Source organism: Humibacter sp., assembly GCF_051954055.1.
In the GTDB taxonomy this organism is placed as follows: domain Bacteria; phylum Actinomycetota; class Actinomycetes; order Actinomycetales; family Microbacteriaceae; genus Humibacter.
The window spans coordinates 52302-71870 of the sequence record NZ_JBQCIE010000136.1; the positions used below are offsets into that span (position 1 = coordinate 52302).

Here is a 19569-nt window from a genome sequence, read left to right on the forward strand (position 1 = left end):
ATCAGCCGTCGACCGCCTTTTCTGAATTGAGGACCGCGAAGATCGACGCCGAGATGGCCCCGAGCACAATGAACAGCAGCAGGGCGCCCGCGATGGGCTGGCCCTGGTACGTGTCCTGCGTGAAGTGGTTGAAGAGGTAGAGGTTGGGAAGCAGCGTCGCGTTCAGGGGTCCGCCCTGCGTCATCAGAAGCGGGAGGTTGATCTCCTGGATCGACGCGGTGAAGTTCGCGATCAAGAGGTAGAGGATCACGTTCTTCAGCGACGGGATCGTGATGTACGTCATCTGTTTGAACCAGCCGGCGCCGTCGAGCGCGGCTGCTTCGTAGTAGCTCTCGGGGATGTCGAGCACACCGGCGAGCATGATGAGCGCCGTCAACCCGAACATCATCCACACCTCGGGCACCGCGAGCGCCGGGAGCGCGATCGACGGGTCGGCGAGCCACGCGATCGGCTGAACGCCGAAGAGGCCGAGGAACCAGTTGAGAACGCCGCCGGAGTAGTCGTAGATGATCGTGAAGACGATCGCGACGATGACGCCGGAGATGATCGTCGGAATGTAGATCGACGTCTTGACGAAGCCGGCGATCTTGCCGCCGAGTCCTCTCGCGATGTTGGCGAAGAGGAACGCCAGGATCATCACCGTGGGGACGACCATCGTGGCGAACAGGAGTCCGCGGCCGATCGAGGCGAGGAAGTCCGGCGATTGCAGCACGTTCACGAAGTTGCGGAAGCCGACGTACTCGCTGGCGCGGTAGAAGCTCCAGTTGAAGAAGCTCAGGTATCCGGCACTGATCAGCGGAACGATCACGAAGATGATGAGCAGGATCACCACGGGCGCGAGCATCAGATAGGCGATCAGATTGTCGCGGTGGCGGCGACGCCTTCCTGCCATCTTCTGCGAACCGCGACGGGCGGGCGTCGCCGAAGCGACGCCCGCCTGCCTGGGCAGTTCCGTCATGCCCGTTCCCGTTGACCCGGTGACGGCGCCGGTCATGAGCCGGACTGCACGCTCGCCTGGGTGTTCGTTCCCGCGAGCTTGTTGCTGGAGATGAACTGGTTCATCTGCTGCTTGGCCGTTGCGAGCGCCTGATCAGCGCTCGTTCCCTTCATGGACTTCTCGATCGCCGTGGCGATGTCCGTCGACAGGTCGATCGGGTACGTCGCCTCCGGCACGCCGTACTTGACGATCTTGTCGGTGATGATCTTGCGGAACGGGTCGGCCTGCGCCGACGAGTCGGCGTCGATGGCCTTGACGATCGACGTGCGCGCAGCATACTTCGACCAGCCCGACGCCTTGAAGTAGTCCATCATCACGCTCTGGCCGGATGCCAGCAGGTACGTGATGAAGTCGGCTGCGCCATCCTGCGTCTTGGACTTGGCGTCGATGGCGAGGGTCCATCCGCCGAGCGTCGCGGTCGGACGGGTCTGGTCTCCGTCGATCGAGACCATGGGCGCCGCCGCGATCTTGCTCTCCAGCTTCGGGAACTGCTGACGCAGCAGTCCGATGAACCAGGAGCCGGTGATCTGCATCGCGAGCTTGCCCTGACCGAGCGGCGTTCCGTCGGCGTACGCGGAGAGCGCCTGCTTCGGCATCCCGCCGCTGTTGTACAGCGACGCGTAGAACTCGGCGAGCTTGACGTAGGGCGGAATCGTGGGATCCGCCGATGACCAGTCGGTCTTCACCGGATAGTGCTCTGCCGCGTTCTGCTGAAGGCCCCAGCTCGACCACGACAGGTCGGCCGCCACGGAAGCGGTGCCCAGCCCGTACACATTGCCCTTCTTGAGCTTGGCGGCGATGTCGGGGAGCTGATCCCAGCGTGTCGGCGGCTTGTTCGGGTCGAGTCCAGCGGCCTGGAAGAGGTCTTTGCGGTAGAACATGACGGTCGACGGCTCCACCAGCCACGGATACGCGTACTGCTTGAGCGAGGACGACGGAGTCGCCTTGGCGCTGACGAACTTGGCGATCGAAGGATCGATGTCGTCGAGGTACTGACTCTTGATCAGCCCGTTGAGCGGCACGAGGGAACCGGTTGAGACCGCGGAGCCGATGTTGCCGTAGCTGATGGTGTAGACATCCGGTCCGTTGCCCGCCGCCTGCGCTGCCTTGAGCTTCTGCGCCCACGCATCGGCAGGCACGATGGACAGCTCCACCTTGTACTTGCTCTGGCTGGCGTTGAACGCCGCTACGTGCTTCTTCTCCCAGGCGCTCTGCCAGTCCTCGAACTGCTGCGACCAGAAGTTGATGACCTTGCGGCCGCCGCTGTTGCCTCCGCCGGCCGGCTGCCCGGGAGTGCCGCTGCCGCAGGCGGTGAGGAGAGACGCACCGAGCGGGGCAGCGGCGGAGATGAGTATGCCTTGGAGCACCCGGCGACGCGTCCACGCCGAGTGGAGGTCGATCGAGCGACCCTCCGATGATGATTGCAAGGTGAGTCCTTCCACTCCGTGCCGTCTTTGCCACGATTCCTCGCGAAATCGATTACGCACACGTAAACACGGAGCATTGAGCCTTGTCAAGACGGCTCTGGCGGCGTGAGCGCCCGACGATATGAAATCGATATATCCACGTAATTCGTGCAACCGATTCCCGAACCACGGTGCTCCTGTGGTGTCGGAAGGACGCGTGCGCCGGTCTCTTGCGTGCTTGAGGGTGTGCCAACATACTTGAAACCGATTACACGAAAGGCGACGTCGACGATGACCGACCAGCAGGCCCGCGGGATCCGCGATGCAGCGCGGGATGGCGCCGCAGAGCGGGGCCTCGCCGCGGGCGAGTCAGGCTCGCGGATCCTCGGCCCCGACGCATCCGTCGCAGCGTTCCCGCTCGGCGGCATCGGAACCGGCAACGTGTCGATCGGCGCCAGGGGAGAGCTGCGCGACTGGGAGATCTCGAACCATCCGGACAAGGGCACGTGGCTGCCGTTCACCTTCTTCGCGGTCCGGGCAGAGCCCACGGGCGGCGACGCCGTGGTGCGCATGCTGGAGAGCCGACTGCAGGCGCCGCACGAGGGAGACTCCGGACACCACATCGGCAAGGTCGGCGGACTTCCGCGGCTGCAGTCCTCGCGGTTCCGCGGTGAGTATCCGATCGCGACCGTCGACTTCGACGACGACCGGCTGCCGGTGCGCGTGCGGCTGACCGCGTTCACGCCGCTCGTGCCGCTGGATGCCGACGATTCGGGCATCCCTGCCGCCGTCTTCCGCTACACGATCACCAATCCCACCGATGATGCTGTGCGCGTGAACCTCGCCGCCGCCATGTCGAACCCGGTGGCCATCACCGGTCACAACGTGTTCCAGTTCCCGGAGTACGCGGGAATGCCCACCGTCGAGTTCCGGGACGACGGACGGATCCGCGGCCTCGCATTCGGCACGGACCTCGAGCCCGACGATGTGCGCTACGGCACCGCCACGCTCACCACGACGGACGAGGTGACCGCGACGCCATGCTGGCCCGTCGACTTCTGGCAGGACGGCATCCAGTTGTTCTGGGACGCCTTCACAGCAACAGGGCGCCTCGAACCGTCACCCGTGTTCAGCCTCGACGGCGGCGACGTCGCCAGGCTCCCGAAGCTGCGCACCGGCAGCATCTCCGTCGAGAACGAGCTCGGGCCGGGCGAGACGCGCGACATCGAGTTCGTGCTCGCTTGGCACACACCGAACCGCCCGAAGGCCTGGAACGGCATGGTCGGGCTTCCGAACACCCACGCCGACGACATCGTGCAGAACCAGTACGCGACCCGGTACGCCGATGCCTGGGCGGCGGCATGCGACGTCACCACGCGTCTGCCCGAGTTGGAGGCGGCCACCCGGGCGTTCCACGACGCGCTTTACGACTCCACGCTTCCGATGGAGGTGGTGGATGCCGTCACCTCCACGCTCGTAGCGGCGCGCAGCACCACGTGCTTCCGCATCGCCGACGGCACCGGGGAGGGTCGATTCGCCGCCTGGGAGGGCAGCTTCGACCACGCGGGAAGCTGCGAGGGTACGTGCACTCACGTGTGGAACTACGCGCAGACGCTCGCCGCGCTGTTCCCGTCGTTGGAACGCAACGCGCGGCGCAACGAGTTCCTGAACGAGACGCTGCCCGACGGGCGCATGCGTTTCCGCACCAACTCGGTGTTCGACGCCGAACCGCTGGAATTCCACCCGGCGGTCGACGGACAGATGGGCACCGTCGTGCGGCTCTACCGCGAGTGGCGCTTCAGTGGTGACGACGATTTTCTGCGCGAACTCTGGCCGGCGGCCAAGCGGGCTGTCGACTTCGCGTTCACCGCGTGGGATTCCAATGGTGACGGCGTGCTCGACAGCCAGCAGCACAACACGTACGACATCGAGTTCTACGGTGAGAACTCGCTCGCCAACTCGATGTTCATCGCCGCGCTCGCGGCTGCAGCTCGCATGGCGGAGCACCTTGGTGACTCCGAGGCGGCCGAGCGGTACGGGTGCGCGGCCGACACCGCATCCGAACTCGTCGATCGCATGCTCTACAACGGCGAGTACTACGACCAGCGTCTCGACGACGTCGACGCGCACCGCTATCAGTACGGCACCGGTTGCCTCTGCGACCAGCTGCTCGGCCAGACCCTCGCCCACCTCGTCGGCCTCGGTCACATCCTTCCCGCCGGGCACGTGAAGAGCGCCGTGCGCTCGATCCATCGCCACAACTTCCGGCGCGGCTTCGACGACTACGCCAGCGTTCAGCGCACCTACGCACTGAACGACGAGGCCGGACTCGTGCTCTGCACCTGGCCGAACGGCGGGCGGCCGCGCATCCCCTTCGTCTACTCCGACGAGGTGTGGACCGGCATCGAGTACCAGGTTTCCACGAACCTCATCTACGAGGGATTCATCGACGAAGGCCTCGAGATCGTGCGGGCGACGCGGGCGCGGCACGACGGCATCCGTCGCAATCCATGGAACGAGGCGGAGTGCGGCAACCACTATGCGCGGTCGATGGCCAGCTGGGGGGTGCTGCTCGCGCTGACGGGAGCACAGTGGGATGCACCGGCCGGGCGGTTGAGCGTCGCACCGGTCGACGCCGTGTTCTGCGACGGAGACGCGAGCATTCCGTTCACGACGGGCACCGGCTGGGGCGTCGTCGAGCTGGACGACGACGGCGCGCGGCTGCGCGTGCTCGGCGGGCACCTGACGGCGCACGCGGTAGAGGTGACGCATCCGCGGCTCGGCCGACTGACGGCATCCGACGTAGCGCTCACCGCCGCCGACGCGATACCTCTCACCATCACCACGACACCACTGGAGAACTCGAAATGAGCACCTACGCCCTTCCCACCCCGCTGAGCCGTCCGGAGGCGAAGCCGAAGACGCTCTACACGGTGGCCAGCGGTGACCTGCGACCGAGCGCGAACGTGAAGTGCTGGCCGACGCAGCGCAGGCTCGAGGAGGACTTCGCCGCTGCCGCGCAGTCGTTCGGGTGGTCGATCGAGCGGGCACATCCGTTCGACGAGCAGAAGGGCCACGGGTTCATCGACAGCCAGCGGGCCGGCATCGAGGTGTTCAAGAACATCCCCGCCGACGCGCCGGTCGTGGTGGTCGACGCCGTGTGGCAGTACAGCCACCACGTGCTGCCGGGGCTGCGGACGCATCGCGGCCCGATCCTGGTCGTGGCGAACTGGGCCGGCGACTTTCCGGGGCTCGTCGGCCTGCTGGGCCTCACCGGCAGCATGACCAAGGCGCAGGTCGACTACTCCGCGCTGTGGAGCGCCGACTTCACGGATGCCTGGGCCCGCGCGAAGCTCGGCGAGTGGCTCGAGACCGGCACGATCGAGCACGACCAGTCGCACGTGCGCGACCTCCCGGCGCTCGACCCGGAGAGCCCCGAGGTGGAGCTCGGGACTGCGCTGGCCAGGCAGTTGAGGGACGAGAAGGCCATCATCGGCGTCTTCGACGAGGGCTGCATGGGCATGTACAACGCGATCTTCGACGACGAACTGCTCAACCCGCTCGGCATCTACAAGGAGCGGCTCTCGCAGAGCGCACTCGTCGCCGAGATGAAGAAGGTGAGCGACGACGAGAAGTGCGCGATCAAGCGGTGGCTCGATGAGCGCGGGTTCACGTTCCACTTCGGATCCGACCCCGCCACGGAGCTGACCGAGGACCAGGTGCTGAGCCAGTTCGCGATGTACATCGCTGCGCTGCGCATCGCGGACGATTTCGGGTTGGATGCCGTGGGCATCCAGTACCAGCAGGGACTGAAGGACACGGTGCCGGCCAGCGACCTCGCCGAGGGGCTGCTGAACAATGTGGAGCGGCCGGCGGTGTTCAGCCGCGACGGGCAGCGCGAGCTGTATGCCGGGCATCCGCTGCCGCACTTCAACGAGGTGGACGAGGGAGTGGCGGTCGATGCGCTCGTCACGAACCGCATCTGGACGGCCATGGGCCTCGACCCGGCGACGACCTTGCACGACATCCGCTGGGGCGAGGAATACGACGGCGAGTTCGTGTGGGTGTTCGAGATCTCCGGATCCGTTCCCGCTTCGCACAACGGCGGCTACGACAAGAGCTACTCGATGCGTCAGCCGCCGATGTTCTTCCCGCTCGGCGGGGGAACGCTGAGCGGATGCTCGAAACCCGGCGAGATCGTGTGGTCGCGGGTCTTCATCATGGACGGCGAGCTGCACGTCGACCTGGGCCGCGGTCACGTGGCCGAGCTGCCGGCGGAGGAGACGCAGCGGCGGCTGGATGCGACCGACCCGCAGTGGCCGATCATGCACGCCGTGTTGCACGGCGTCAGCCGGGACCAGCTGATGGCGCGGCACAAGGCGAACCACGCACAGGTCGTGTACGCACCGGATGCGGCCACCGCGGACCGTGCACTGCTGGCGAAGGCGGCGTTCTTCGCCGAGCTCGGCGTGCACGTGCATCTCTGCGGCGACGTCGCGATGTAGGTGGCGCATCGGCGCAGTCGAGCAGTCGAAGAATGCGACCGTAACAGAGCGTCACGCTGCAAGCGCTTACCGCGTCCGCTCACTAAGGTGTCTCGGCGTGACATCGACGACTTCCGCAGCCCAGCATCCTTCAGGCGACGACACAGCGGGCGACAAGCCCAAGCGCAAGCCGAAGCGCTGGTACACCTCGTTCGGTGTGCAGATCATCGCCGGCCTGGTGGCCGGTGTCGTGGTCGGTCTCATCGCCCGCACGCTCGGCGGCACGACGCTGAATCCGAACTGGCTCACGGCGACCGTGACCACGATCGGGGGTGCCTACGTCTCACTGCTGACCGCAGCGGTCGTGCCGCTGGTCTTCACGGCGGTAGTGAGCTCGATCGCCAACCTGCGCAAGGTCTCGAATGCTGCGCGGCTCGCCGTGCAGACGCTGATCTGGTTCGCGATCACGGCGTTCATCGCCGTGCTCATCGGCATCGCGCTCGGCCTCATCGTGCAGCCGGGCTCGCACACGGGCGTCAGCAAGGCGGATGCCGCCGACCCGACCCACGTCGGCTCCTGGTGGGCCTTCCTCACCGGCCTCATCCCGGCGAACGTGTTCGGCCTGCAGGCGCAGTCGCAGGTCGTCGGGACCGGCGCACAGGCATCCGTCACGACAGCCGTCTCGTTCAACGTGCTGCAGGTCATCGTCATCTCCGCCGCGATCGGCATCGCCGCGCTCATGGTCGGCAAGAAGGCGGAGCCGTTCCTCACCCTGACCACTTCGGTGCTGGCGATCATCCAGAAGGTGCTGTGGTGGATCATCCGCCTGGCCCCGATCGGCACCCTGGCACTCATCGCGAAGGCCGTCGCCACCTACGGATGGGATGCTCTGGGCTCGCTCGGCGTCTTCGTGATCTCGATCTACGTCGGACTCGTGATCATCCTGTTCGTCGTGTATCCGATCATCGTTCGCACCAACGGACTGTCGATCAAGCAGTACTACTCGGGTGCGTGGCCTGCCATCCAGCTCGGCTTCGTCTCGCGCTCGTCGATGGGCACCATGCCGCTCACGGAGCGCATCACCGAGCGCAACCTCGGTGTGCCGCGCGAGTACGCGTCCTTCGCCGTGCCGCTCGGCGCGACCACCAAGATGGACGGATGCGCGGCCCTCTACCCGGCGCTCGCCTCGATCTTCGTCGCACAGTTCTACGGCATCCACCTGTCGTTCGGGCAGTACCTGCTGATCGTCGTCGTCGCCGTGATCGGATCCGCGGCCACGGCCGGCACCACGGGTGCGACAGTGATGCTCACCCTCACGCTCTCCACGCTGGGTCTGCCGCTCGCCGGCGTCGGGCTGCTGCTGGCGATCGACCCGATCATCGACATGGGCCGCACCGCGATCAACGTCGCAGGGCAGGCACTCGTGCCGACGATCGTCGCCAAGCGCAACGGCATCCTCAACCTCGGTCTCTACAACGCGCGTCGGAACGGCAGCGACCCGTTCAACGACGACGACGTGGACGAGAAGGAGCTCGAGCCCGCCGCGGCCTGAGCCCGTCGCGAGGTTCGAGCACCGCGCGCGTAGTTCAGCGACGCGCTACACAAATCGGCATCCGCTACATAAATCGGCATCCGCTACACAAATGACGTGTAGCGGATGCCGATTTGTGTAGCGCCTACGCTGGTTCGGTGCGCAGACCGACGACTCGGATGCTCCGCGCGGCCGCCGTGGTCGCACTCGCGGGGCTGCTCGGGTCCGGCCTGTTGAGCGGGTGCGCGGTGCCCACTCCGAAGCCGCATCACACGGCATCCGTCGCGCCCAGCCGTCGAGCGACACCGACGCCCACGCCCACTCCGACGGACCCGATCGCGGGCATGACCCTCCAGCAGAAGGTGGGTCAGCTGTTCATGGTCGGCACGCAGGCGACGGCCGCTGACCCCACCACACTCGACGCGGTGAAGTCGCTGCACGTGGGGAACGTCTTTCTCGCGGGCCGGTCGCACGGTGGCGTGGCTGCGACGAAGGCCGTGGTGTCGCAGTTCACCTCCCTTGTCGGGGCGGACACGACCGCGGGCCTGCCGCTCTTCGTGGCGACAGACCAGGAGGGCGGCGAGGTGCAGGTGCTGAACGGACCTGGCTTCGAGGATATGCCCTCCGGGCTGCAGCAGGGCGGTATGGATCCGATGCAGCTGAAGGACGCGGCACTCGGCTGGGGAGGCGAGCTGATGGCATCCGGTGTGAACATGAACCTCGCACCGGTCGTCGACCTCATCCCTTCGCCACAGGACGCAGCGAACAATCCACCGATCGGTGGGTTCGACCGGCAGTACGGTTACGACCCGGCCACGATCACGACGCACGCGGATGCCTTCCGCGCCGGCATGGATACCGCCGGCGTCGTCCCCGTGATCAAGCACTTCCCGGGTCTCGGCGCTGTCACCGAAAACACCGACACGGACTCCGGTGTCACCGACACCATCACCACGGCGACGAGCCCGAGCGTGGGGGTGTTCGGCACCGAGATCCAGCACGGAGCCCGGGTCGTGATGATGTCGACCGCGATCTACACCCAGCTCGACCCGGGCGGGCCCGCGGTGTTCTCGTCCGCGATCGTCACCGGCTTGCTGCGCCAGAAGCTCGGCTTCAACGGCGTGATCATGAGTGACGACATGTCGGCGGCGGAGCAGACTTCCGCCTGGTCGCCTGCGGACCGAGCCGTGCTCGCGCTCGAAGCCGGCGTCGACATCGTGCTGCTCTCGGCGGATCCGTCTCTCGCGGCCCCCGTGGTGTCGGCGGTGGCGACGAAGGCGCAGTCCGACCCTGCCTTCGCAAAGGTCGTCGACGCCGCAGCCCGTCGCGTCGTTCAGCTCAAGCGCGACCAGTTCGGGTGAGTGGCAGCCTCAACCCACCACACGCGGCTGCTGCTGCGTGATGCAGTGGATGCCGCCGCCGCGCTCGAAGATGGCTCGCGCATCCACTCCGACCACCTCGCGGCCGTCATATGCCTCGCCGAGTATGTCCATCGCCTGCTCATCGTTCGGATCATCGAAGGTGCACGCGATGACGGCGCCGTTGACGACCAGATGGTTGACGTAGCTGTAGTCGACGAAGTCCTCCTCGTCACGCAGCACCTGCGGTGCGGGCAGCTCGTCGAGGTCCCATTCCGCGCCATCGGGCGTGCGTGAAGCGCGGAGCGTGTCGAGGATGTCGCGGGTGATCTCGTGATCGGGGTGCGAGGCATCCTGCTGGCTGTGCACGAGCATCCGACCCGGTGACGGGATCGTGGCGACGATGTCCACGTGGCCACGCGTGCCGAAGCGCTTGGCGTCGCGGTACAGCCCGCGCTTCAGCCAGATCGGATTCGTCGTGCCGATCGTACGCGCCAGCTCTGCCTCGACATCCTCTTTGCTGAGCTCCGGGTTACGGCCGGGATCGAGCTGCACCGTTTCGGTGAGGAGCACGGTGCCGAGACCGTCCACGTTGATGGCGCCACCCTCGTTCACGAGGTTGCTCACGACTCGCGTCACTCCGGCTCGGGCGGCGACGAGCGCTCCGATCACCGAGTCGCTGCCCCACTGCGCCCAGTCCTGCGCGCCCCATCCGTTGAACCGCCAGGTCACGCCGCCCAGGCGCCCGTTCTCGCCGAGCACGAAGGTGGGGCCGATGTCGCGCATCCACGCGTCGTCGAGCGGCGCGGTCACGAGCTCGATCTCACTGGAGAGATAGCGTCTCGCCGCCGCGAGATCGTGCGGATCCACCACCATCGTCACGGGCTCGAACCGCAGGATGCTGTGCGCCACCTCGCACCACGCGGTACGCGCCTCGTCGAGTTCGCCGGCCGTGTCGCCGAGGTAGCCGCCGTCGGGCGGGAACGCCATCCAGATGCGGTCCTGTGGCTCGGTCTCGGCGGGCATGCGCCACAGCGGAGCCCTGTCGGCTGCGTCGGATGGCTCGGCGGCGTCGGATGCCTCGGCGGCTTCGGCAGCCTCGTCCGGCTCGACGACGTCGAGGTCGACCACCTCGCCCGAGGCGTCCACGGCGAACAGTTCGGGCGCGTCGTCCGTACCCTTGCGTTTCTCGGGTGCTTTCTCGCGGTCATCCTTGCTCATGGCGTTCCCCCTCGCCTCATCATTCCCTCCCGTGCCGTTCGCCCGCCGCGCTCAGGGCGCGACGCGCCCGCCCAGCGGATGGTCGGCATCCACCGGCTCGATCAGTGCTGCGTAGGTATCGGGTCGCCGCGTCGCCAGGAAGGGGAACAGCGTGAGCCAGTGCGAACGCTGGTCGAGGTCGAGATCGGCGACGAGCACGGCCTCCTCGTCGCGCGGCGCCTCCACCAGTACTCGGCCGTAAGGATCCGAGATGAACGACGAGCCGTAGAACGTCAGCTCGCCCTCATCGCCGGTGCGGTTCGGCACGATCATGAACGTGCCCGCCGTGATCCCGTTGCCCACGATGACGTGGCGCCACACCGGGGCAGTATCGAATCCGGGATAGTCCGGCTCCGAGCCGATGGCCGTCGGGTACACGATGATCTCGGCTCCCGCGAGCGAATAGAGGCGGGCGACTTCGGGGAACCACTCGTCCCAGCAGGTGGGCATCCCCAGCGCGGCACCGTCGAGCTCCGCCGGCCGGTGCACCGGGTAGGGATCGTCCGCCGGGCCGGGCCTGAAGTACGTGTGCTCGTAGTAGCCGGCCGTCACCGGGATGTGCAGCTTGTGCGTCGAGCCCACCAGCTCGCCGTCACGGCCGACGAAGATCGCCGTGTTGAGACCGAGCCCGTCGCTGCCCTCGTCGCGCTGGTAGAGGGATGCGTGCACCGCGACACCGTGCTTCCTCGCTGCTCGGGACGCGAACGCGAGCGTCGGACCCGTTCGCAGGTCCTCGGCGGCATCCGACGCCCGCTCTCCGCCGCGCACGTAGGCCGGATACTTCGACAGGGTCAGCTCCGGCAGGAACACGGCGGAGGCGCCGGCCTCTGCGGCTTGGCCGATCGCGGCATCCAGCACCGCTTCGAGCTCGGTGCGGTTCTCGCGCCAGCGGTGCTGCACGAGTGCGACGCGCACCGGAGGACGGCGGGGCGAGTCGTTCGGAGCCGGGATGCCAGGGGCGAGTGACTCGGGTCCGGCGAGCGAGGGGAGCGGGCCGTCGGCGGTGATGAGGCGCATCGTTGTGCCTTTCGTGAACGTGAGCGGAGCGCGGTGCTGGACGGCCGGAGCCGTTGTATCGGAAAGCCTGTCGTATCAGACCAGGATGCGCTGACTCTGAATGGAACCGTCCTGCTCGAGCCACGACAACCGCACCACGTTGAGGTTGCTCGACCGGGCGCCGAGGGCTGCGAGCGTGAACGTGCGCGAGGTGCCGGCATCCACTCGGTCCTGCCGAGCGAGGCTCGCCGGAGCCCAGCCCGTGCCGTCGAACACCTGGATGCCGACGAGCGTGAGCGTCGCGCCAGAACCGTTCGTCAACGTGAGGCCGTCGCCGCGTGGGTCTCGCGTCAGCGACCACGGCTCAGCCGCCGGAGTAGTCGCCTCGGCCGCCCTCGGGGCGCGTGAACCCTCCGCGAGCGCCATGTGTTCCGGTGCGAGTGCCGCCTTCACGGAGTGGACCGAGCGCTTGTTCCTGATGCTCTGCACGAACGCCGCGATCGCCACACCGGCGGAGGCCAGACCGCCGATGCTTCCGATCCAGCTCGGTATGAAGAGACCCCAGAGTTCGCTCACTCCCCGAGGCTAGCCCCGGCCGCCCGCAGCGAGGCTTCCCGCGGGTGTCAGAGGTGCCGGGTGAACCGCAACGCCGTCCACACCTCAGCACGGTCGGCGAACGAGCCGAAGTCTCGCCCGAGCGTCTGCTCTGCGGTCCGGATGCGCGCGGTCAGCGTGTGCCGGTGCACGCCGAGCGTGCGCGCGGCCGCGTCGTACACCCCGTTGTGCTCCAGCCAGGCCAGCAGCGAGTCCGCGAGCACGCCATCCGAGTCGTGCGCACTCAGCGGCGCGAGCAGCGCGGATGCCCGAGCTCGCGCATCCGCATCGTCAAGCGTCGCCAGCAACCCGCCTCCGATGCCCCTCCGATCGCCACCCGAAGCGGAAGCCGGGCCGGATGCCTGCGCCGCCGCGATCGTCGACCGCTGCTTAGCGGCGACACGCGAAGCGGAGCGCTCGAGCGCCGTCACGTCGGCGCCGGCCAGCCCGCTCAGGTCGCCGAGCTCGACTCCGAGCGAGCTCGCGTCCTCGAGCGCGCGCAGCAGTACGTCGCGCATCGCCGTGTGCGCTGACTCGAGCGCGCGACCCTGCTCGAGGGCGAGCCCGGCGAGCGCGACGACGCCCGTCACGACCTGCTGCGCAGCCTGGTCCACCTCGTCGTCTCCGCCGTGTGCGAGCACCCCGAGCAGTCGGTCACTGGCGCCGATCGTCTGCAGCGAGACGACAGTCGTGTCCTCGACGATGGTGGATGCCGCGCGACGGCGGGCGCGGAGCATCCGTGCCGCCTCGGACTCGACGCTCGCACGGGCGGATGCCGTCAACGCCCGCGCGGGGAACACCCGATCGACGACGCCGCTGGAGTCCACGAGCACCACCCACCGGCCCAGCTGCCGGGAGAGCTCGGCCAGGGTAGCGGAGAGCCCGTCGGTGCGAAGGGCGGCCAGCGACACCGCTCGCTGCGCCGACAGCGCCCACGTGTTGCGTGCGTACGCCTGCTCGGCGACCAGGTCGGCCGCGTACCGCGCGACGGCGATGAACGGGGTGCGGTACGGAACCTCGAAGAGTGGGAGCCCGACCAGCAGGCAGGACTCCGCGAGGCCGTCCGGGGTCTCACGCACGACATCCGTGCCGAAGCCCAGCCCGGCGACCTCCGCCGCAGCGAGCCGCGCGACGTAACCGTCGTAATCCGAATCGGTGGTCCCGCCGAACTGGGTGCCCGTCGTGAGCAGCACCTGTCCGGGGATGACGAACGGCGTCGGGTCGGCCAGGTCGGAACTGTGCACCCAGGAGACCTCGGCGTCGAGGGCATCCGCGGCAAGGTCATCCGCCGGAGTGAGGAGACGCAGCCCCAGTTCCCGGCGGGCGAGCAGAACACGTACTGTGGGTGCCGGCATGTCCCAAGTGTACAGAGTGGCCAGTCAATGGCATCCGGATGTACAAGGTGTACAGGTACGGGCATCGCCCGTCGTCCTAGCCTTGGCCCAAGGCCGTCGTACTTCGCTGCGCGCGGTTCGTAACTCCTGCAAAAACGAAGCGCGGCCACGCTGCATCGTGGGATCACGCGGTTCGTACACTGTGCGGGTCACGAACTGCAGGAGCTGTGAACCGACGGCGGGGCTGAACCCTCAAACCCAGACGAATCGAGACAAAGATGACCATCGTCGACACGCAGCCCGGCGCTGCACCCGTCGTCCCGACCGGAGGCCCCGACTTGCCGCAGGAGCGGCGGCTCGTCACCGAGATTCCGGGGCCCCGGTCCCGCCGACTTCTCGAGCGCAAGGCCGAGGCCGTCGCGAAGGGCGTCGGCCACACCATCCCGGTGGCCACGGTCGCCGCAGGTGGCGGCGTGCTCGTCGACGCCGACGGCAACTCGTTCATCGACCTCGGCAGCGGCATCGCGGTCACCGGTGTGGGCAACGCGGCGCCACGTGTGGTCGAGGCGGTGCAGCGCCAGGTGGTGCAGTTCACGCACACCTGCTTCACGATCTCGCCGTACGACTCCTACGTGGACGTCGCGGAGGCACTGAACCGGCTCACGCCCGGCGACTTCCCGAAGCGCAGCGCGCTCTTCAACTCGGGTGCGGAAGCCGTCGAGAACGCTGTGAAGATCGCCAGGCACTACACGAAGAAGCAGGGCGTCGTCGTCTTCGACCACGCGTACCACGGCCGCACGAACCTCACCATGGCGCTCACGGCGAAGAGCATGCCCTACAAGAACGGCTTCGGCCCGTTCGCGCCGGAGGTGTACCGGGTGCCGATGTCGTACCCGTACCGCGATGGCCTGAGCGGACCGGATGCCGCTGCTCGCGCGATCGCGCAGATCGAGGTGCAGGTGCGCGCCGAGAACCTCGCGGCCATCCTGATCGAGCCGATTCAGGGCGAGGGCGGCTTCGTCGTTCCTGCGGATGGATTCCTCCCCGCGCTGCAGAAGTGGGCGAACGACAACAACGTGGTGTTCATCGCCGACGAGGTGCAGACCGGCTTCGCCCGCACCGGCACCATGTTCGCCAGCGAGCAGTTCGGTATCGTGCCCGATCTCGTGACGACCGCGAAGGGCATCGCGGGCGGCCTTCCGCTCTCCGCGGTCACGGGCCGCGCCGAGATCATGGACTCCTCGCAGGTCGGCGGCCTCGGCGGCACGTACGGCGGCAACCCCATCGCGTGTGCAGCGGCGCTCGCCACGATCGAGACGTACGAACAGGACGACCTGGCCGCCCGTGCCCGCGCGCTGGGAGACATCCTGCAACGGCGCCTGACCGAGCTGAAGGCATCCGACCCTCGCATCGGCGACGTGCGCGGACGCGGCGCGATGATGGCGATCGAGCTGGTGAACCCCGAGACCGGGGGACCGGATGCCGCACTCACCTCGCGCGTGGCCGCCGCGGTCATCCAGCAGGGCGTCCTCGTGCTCACCTGCGGCACGTGGGGCAACGTGATCCGGTTCCTGCCGCCGCTGGCGATCTCGGACGAGCTTCTGAACGAAGGACTGGATGTCGTGGGGAAGGCGATCAAGGAATGCTGAGCGAACAAGAACTCCTGGACCGGGTGCCCGCCCGGCTGTACATCGGCGGCGAGTGGGTCGAGGGCGAGCGCCCGAGCGAGCTGAAGGTGTACGACCCGGCGACGGGCGCCGTGCTGAAGACGATCGCGGATGCCTCGCCGGCGGACGGCATCCGCGCCCTCGACGCTGCGGTCACGGCCGGGGACGAATGGGCCGCCACGCCGCCGCGAAAGCGCAGTGAGGTGCTGCGCAAGGCGTTCGACCTGCTGCAGGAGCGTGCAGACGACTTCGCGCTGCTCATGACACTCGAGATGGGCAAACCGCTCGCCGAGGCGCGCGGCGAGGTCACATACGGCGGCGAGTTCCTGCGCTGGTTCAGCGAGGAGGCCGTGCGCATCACGGGCCGTTACGGCATAAACCCGGAGGGCACCGGGCGGATGATCGTGACGCAGCATCCGGTCGGCCCGTGCTACCTGATCACGCCGTGGAACTTCCCGCTCGCAATGGCAACGCGCAAGATCGCGCCGGCGCTCGCCGCGGGATGCACCGTCGTCGTCAAGCCTGCCGAGCTCACGCCGCTCACCACGCTGTACTTCGCGAAGCTGCTCGAAGACGCCGGCGTGCCGGGCGGTGTGGTCAACGTGATCACGACGACCACGTCGGGCAAGGTATCCGAGCCGATCATCGAGGACCCGCGTCTGCGCAAGCTCTCGTTCACCGGCTCCACCCCGGTCGGACAGGCACTGCTGCGCCAGGCGGCGACCGGAGTGCTGCGCACCTCGATGGAGCTCGGCGGCAACGCGCCGTTCGTCGTGTTCGAGGATGCCGACCTCGACAAGGCCGTCGAAGGCGCCATGCTGGCGAAGTTCCGCAACATCGGCGAGGCGTGCACCGCTGCAAACCGGTTCATCGTGCACGAGGCCGTCGCCGAGGAGTTCGCCGCGAAGGTGACCGAGAAGGTGCGCGCGCTGAAGGTCGGCCGCGGCACGGACGAAGGCGTCACCATCGGACCCCTCATCGACGACAAGGGCGTGGCCAAGGCATCCGAACTGGTCAAGGATGCGGTCGACCGCGGCGCGACGCTCCGCATCGGCGGATCCAAGATCGAGGGCGAGGGAACCTTCTTCGAGCCCACCGTCGTCACCGACGTCGTCGCAGGCAGCGACATCCTCCGCGAAGAGATCTTCGGACCGGTCGTGGCCATCGTGCCGTTCAGCGACGAGGACGAAGCAGTGCGCATCGCCAACGACACCGAATACGGACTCGTGGGCTACGTGTACACGAAGGACCTCGCACGCGGACAGCGGATGATCGAACGCCTGCAGACCGGCATGATGGGGCTCAACCTCGGCGTCGTCTCCAACGCGGCAGCACCCTTCGGCGGCGTCAAGCTTTCGGGGTTGGGGCGCGAAGGAGGGTTCGAGGGCATCCACGAGTACCTGTCGACGAAGTACACGTTGACGCCGAATCCTTTCGCGTAGTCGGTTACGGCCGCCGGCGGGATTCGGTTTTCCGGGATATGCCCGAGCTCGAGTCCGCCGGAGGGATTCGGCTTCGCGGGACATGCCCCCGCCGCGCTGGACGCGCGGCTCCTGCCAGACCCAATGCCAGCCCCGTGAAACCGAATCCCTCCGGCGGCCTCGCGTTATGCAGGGACGAACGGGCAGGGCGTGCATACGAGAGGTGGCACCCGCGGATGCCCATTCGGGTGGGGGTAGGTGCGAGTGGATGCAGGCGATGAAGAGATGAGCATGAGATGAGCTCCTTGGAGCGGGATGTTGTCGTGGTGGGGGCCGGGGCTTCTGGGCTGACCGCGGCTTGGGAGCTGCGGAGGGCCGGGCACAGTGTGGTCGTGCTCGAGGCGCGGGACCGGGTCGGCGGGCGGCTGTGGACGGACGAGATCGACGGGGCCATGCTCGAGCTCGGTGGACAGTGGGTGTCGCCCGAGCAGGATGCCCTCAAAGACACGCTCGCCGAGCTCGGCCTTGAGAGGTACCAGCGGTACCGCGACGGCGACAGCGTCTACATCGGGCGCGATGGCGAGTTGAAGCGGTTTCAGGGCGAAATCTTCCCGGTGGCACCACAGACCGAGAAGATCATGGTCGAGCTCATCGCCACGCTCGATGCACTCGTCGCGCAGCTGGATCCGGAGCGGCCATGGGAGCATCCGGATGCCGCGGCGCTCGACCGCATCTCGTTCGAACGATGGCTCGAGACGCAGACCGACGACCAGGAGGCGCGTGACAACATCGCCCTCTTCATCGCCGGCGCGATGCTCACGAAGCCCGCGCACGCGTTCTCGGCGCTCCAGGCGCTGCTGATGGCGGCATCCGCCGGGAGTTTCTCGAACCTGGTGGATGCCGACATCATCCTCAACGAACGCGTCGTCGGCGGACTGCAGCAGGTGCCGCTGCGCCTGGCGGAGCGGCTCGGCGACGACGTGCTGCTGAACAACCCGGTGCGCACGCTCCGCTGGGGCGCGGACGGCGTGACTGCGGTCACCGATTCGCTCGAGGTGCAGGCGCGCTTCGCCGTGCTCGCCGTTCCGCCGCACCTGATCAGCCGGATGAGCTTCGAACCGCCGCTGCCGCGCAGGCAGCAGCAGCTGCACCAGCACCTCTCGATGGGGTTCGTCATCAAGGTGCACGCCGTCTACGAGACACCGTTCTGGCGGGAGAACGGCCTGAGCGGCACCGCGTTCAGCCCGTACGAACTGGTGCACGAGGCATATGACAACACGAACCACGGGGATGCCCGCGGCACGCTGGTCGGCTTCGTCTCGGACCGCAACGCTGACGACGTGTTCCGGCTCAGCGCTGAGGAACGTAGGCGGCGCATCCTGGAGTCCCTTTCGCACTACTACGGCGAGCAGGCGCTGGCACCGGTCGTGTACTACGAGAGCGACTGGGGCAGCGAGGAATGGACGCGCGGCGCCTACGCCGCGAGCTTCGACCTCGGCGGCCTCGAGCGGTACGGCGCGGACCTGCGCGAGCCGGTCGGGCCGATCTGGTTCTCGTGCAGCGACCTCGCGGGCGCCGGGTACCAGCACGTCGACGGCGCGATCCGGATGGGCCGCGGCACCGCAGCCGCGATCGGCGAGCTGCTGTAGCTCATCCTGCGTGCCGCCGCCGGTCAAGCGCAGCCAGTTCGTGCAACTGCAGCCGCGACAAGTGGCTGCACTGGCGGGAACTGGCTGTAGATGGGTGGCGCGGCCGTCAGGCCAGCGCGCGAGCCTTCAGCGCCTCGTTGACCGGCGCAAAGGCCACCTTGTCGAAGACGAGCTCGATGTCGGTGATGCGTCCGTCGGCGACGTGCACGTTCTCGACGCACACGATCCCTATCGCTCGGCCGACCGATCCGCTTCGCGGCTCGTCCGGAACCGGCGATGGGGGCCCAGCTTCGGCCGGGGTGTCCGTGACGAAGTCGTAGACCACGCACGCGTGGTCGCCGTTCTCGTAGACGTCGCGGATGTCGTTGCGCACGAGCGCGGGCAGCAGGCGTTCGAGGGCGGACATCCACTGCTGCTTGTCCGAGGCCCCGGCTCCGACCCTGGCCTCGAGCGAGTCGGCCAGAAGGCCGTCGACGGTTTTGAGATCGTGCGACCCGACCGCCTCGATGTACGCGCGGGCGACGCCCGCGGGAGTTCTTGTGGTCATGTCAGCAGCATAAATACAAATGAAGATGAGTACAAGGAGTTGTTGGTAGTCTTTTGCCATGGCTGGTGAAGCGGCACGCGTCGACGGCGCAGACATCGACCGCGGTCTGCGCGCGCTCGCCGACGGGAACCGCAGGGCGATCCTGGCGGCGGTGCGCGATCATCCGCAGGCCGTCGGCGACGTCGCCGCGCGGCTCGAGCTCTCGCAGCAGATCACGTCGCACCACCTGCGCGTGCTGCGGGATGCGGGACTCGTGGAGGAGTCGAGGGACGGCACCCGGCACCTCTTCGTGGTGCGCACGGATGGCCTTGCCGCCGTGCGCGAC

General features: G+C 67.7%; 15 protein-coding genes. 8 read left to right on the forward strand and 7 right to left on the reverse strand.

The window, feature by feature from the left end; translation table 11 throughout:
• Window position 1 precedes the first annotated feature (1 nt).
• Window positions 2-994, reverse strand: a complete 993-nt coding sequence (locus tag ACTHNC_RS17860; protein ID WP_440295977.1) for a carbohydrate ABC transporter permease — start codon at window positions 992-994, stop codon at window positions 2-4.
• Window positions 991-2424, reverse strand: a complete 1434-nt coding sequence (locus ACTHNC_RS17865; protein ID WP_440295978.1) for an ABC transporter substrate-binding protein — start codon at window positions 2422-2424, stop codon at window positions 991-993. The genes ACTHNC_RS17860 and ACTHNC_RS17865 overlap by 4 nt, the downstream gene beginning before the upstream one ends.
• Before the next feature lie 270 nt (window positions 2425-2694).
• Here ACTHNC_RS17865 and ACTHNC_RS17870 point away from each other — a divergent pair, with 270 nt between their 5' ends.
• The 4 genes from ACTHNC_RS17870 (at window position 2695) to ACTHNC_RS17885 (ending at window position 9779) form a co-directional block, all read left to right on the forward strand.
• Window positions 2695-5274 (forward strand): GH116 family glycosyl-hydrolase, encoded by a 2580-nt coding sequence (locus ACTHNC_RS17870; RefSeq protein ID WP_440295979.1) that lies wholly within the window; start codon window positions 2695-2697, stop codon window positions 5272-5274.
• Window positions 5271-6908 (forward strand): fucose isomerase, encoded by a 1638-nt coding sequence (locus ACTHNC_RS17875; protein WP_440295980.1) that lies wholly within the window; start codon window positions 5271-5273, stop codon window positions 6906-6908. The genes ACTHNC_RS17870 and ACTHNC_RS17875 overlap by 4 nt, the downstream gene beginning before the upstream one ends.
• Before the next feature lie 97 nt (window positions 6909-7005).
• The gene (locus ACTHNC_RS17880) at window positions 7006-8439 is read left to right on the forward strand and encodes a dicarboxylate/amino acid:cation symporter (RefSeq protein WP_440295981.1); all 1434 of its coding nucleotides are present in this window, start codon (window positions 7006-7008) and stop codon (window positions 8437-8439) included.
• A 137-nt stretch (window positions 8440-8576) separates the two neighbouring features.
• Window positions 8577-9779, forward strand: a complete 1203-nt coding sequence (locus ACTHNC_RS17885; protein WP_440295982.1) for a glycoside hydrolase family 3 N-terminal domain-containing protein — start codon at window positions 8577-8579, stop codon at window positions 9777-9779.
• 9 nt (window positions 9780-9788) lie between these two features.
• Here ACTHNC_RS17885 and ACTHNC_RS17890 read toward each other — a convergent pair whose 3' ends face one another.
• The 4 genes from ACTHNC_RS17890 to ACTHNC_RS17905 form a co-directional block, all read right to left on the reverse strand.
• Window positions 9789-10802: an agmatine deiminase family protein gene (locus ACTHNC_RS17890; RefSeq protein WP_440295991.1), complete on the reverse strand. Its 1014-nt coding sequence runs from the start codon at window positions 10800-10802 to the stop codon at window positions 9789-9791.
• A 246-nt stretch (window positions 10803-11048) separates the two neighbouring features.
• Entirely contained in the window at window positions 11049-12053 is a 1005-nt protein-coding gene (locus ACTHNC_RS17895; RefSeq protein WP_440295983.1) for a nitrilase-related carbon-nitrogen hydrolase, read from the reverse strand.
• Between the two features lie 75 nt (window positions 12054-12128).
• Window positions 12129-12608, reverse strand: coding sequence for a hypothetical protein (locus ACTHNC_RS17900; protein WP_440295984.1), 480 nt, complete (start codon window positions 12606-12608; stop codon window positions 12129-12131).
• A gap of 47 nt (window positions 12609-12655) precedes the next feature.
• Entirely contained in the window at window positions 12656-13981 is a 1326-nt protein-coding gene (locus ACTHNC_RS17905; RefSeq protein WP_440295985.1) for a PucR family transcriptional regulator ligand-binding domain-containing protein, read from the reverse strand.
• A 257-nt stretch (window positions 13982-14238) separates the two neighbouring features.
• On the opposite strand from ACTHNC_RS17905, the gene gabT reads away from it, so the two are divergent.
• The 3 genes from gabT (at window position 14239) to ACTHNC_RS17920 (ending at window position 18697) form a co-directional block, all read left to right on the forward strand.
• The gene (gene gabT, locus ACTHNC_RS17910; RefSeq protein ID WP_440295986.1) at window positions 14239-15609 is read left to right on the forward strand and encodes a 4-aminobutyrate--2-oxoglutarate transaminase; all 1371 of its coding nucleotides are present in this window, start codon (window positions 14239-14241) and stop codon (window positions 15607-15609) included.
• Window positions 15603-17069, forward strand: a complete 1467-nt coding sequence (locus ACTHNC_RS17915; RefSeq protein ID WP_440295987.1) for an NAD-dependent succinate-semialdehyde dehydrogenase — start codon at window positions 15603-15605, stop codon at window positions 17067-17069. The genes gabT and ACTHNC_RS17915 overlap by 7 nt, the downstream gene beginning before the upstream one ends.
• A 275-nt stretch (window positions 17070-17344) precedes the next feature.
• Window positions 17345-18697 carry a flavin monoamine oxidase family protein gene (locus tag ACTHNC_RS17920; protein WP_440295988.1) on the forward strand — a complete coding sequence of 451 codons (1353 nt, stop codon included), beginning with the start codon at window positions 17345-17347 and terminating at the stop codon, window positions 18695-18697.
• 106 nt (window positions 18698-18803) lie between these two features.
• On the opposite strand, the gene ACTHNC_RS17925 is transcribed toward ACTHNC_RS17920, so the two are convergent.
• Window positions 18804-19244, reverse strand: coding sequence for a nuclear transport factor 2 family protein (locus ACTHNC_RS17925; RefSeq protein WP_440295989.1), 441 nt, complete (start codon window positions 19242-19244; stop codon window positions 18804-18806).
• Between the two features lie 58 nt (window positions 19245-19302).
• On the opposite strand from ACTHNC_RS17925, the gene ACTHNC_RS17930 reads away from it, so the two are divergent.
• On the forward strand, window positions 19303-19569 hold a 267-nt coding region (locus ACTHNC_RS17930; protein ID WP_440295990.1), incomplete at its 3' end, for an ArsR/SmtB family transcription factor.

Excerpts from the sequence above, each read along its gene's own strand:
- ACTHNC_RS17860 (WP_440295977.1), bottom strand. The coding sequence starts at position 994 with ATGACCGGCGCCGTCACCGGGTCAACGGGAACGGGCATGACGGAACTG.
- ACTHNC_RS17870 (WP_440295979.1), top strand. The coding sequence starts at position 2,695 with ATGACCGACCAGCAGGCCCGCGGGATCCGCGATGCAGCGCGGGATGGC.
- ACTHNC_RS17875 (WP_440295980.1), top strand. The coding sequence starts at position 5,271 with ATGAGCACCTACGCCCTTCCCACCCCGCTGAGCCGTCCGGAGGCGAAG.
- ACTHNC_RS17890 (WP_440295991.1), bottom strand. The coding sequence starts at position 10,802 with ATGCCCGCCGAGACCGAGCCACAGGACCGCATCTGGATGGCGTTCCCG.
- ACTHNC_RS17895 (WP_440295983.1), bottom strand. The coding sequence starts at position 12,053 with ATGCGCCTCATCACCGCCGACGGCCCGCTCCCCTCGCTCGCCGGACCC.
- ACTHNC_RS17905 (WP_440295985.1), bottom strand. The coding sequence starts at position 13,981 with ATGCCGGCACCCACAGTACGTGTTCTGCTCGCCCGCCGGGAACTGGGG.
- gabT (WP_440295986.1), top strand. The coding sequence starts at position 14,239 with ATGACCATCGTCGACACGCAGCCCGGCGCTGCACCCGTCGTCCCGACC.
- ACTHNC_RS17915 (WP_440295987.1), top strand. The coding sequence starts at position 15,603 with ATGCTGAGCGAACAAGAACTCCTGGACCGGGTGCCCGCCCGGCTGTAC.
- ACTHNC_RS17920 (WP_440295988.1), top strand. The coding sequence starts at position 17,345 with ATGAGCTCCTTGGAGCGGGATGTTGTCGTGGTGGGGGCCGGGGCTTCT.
- ACTHNC_RS17925 (WP_440295989.1), bottom strand. The coding sequence starts at position 19,244 with ATGACCACAAGAACTCCCGCGGGCGTCGCCCGCGCGTACATCGAGGCG.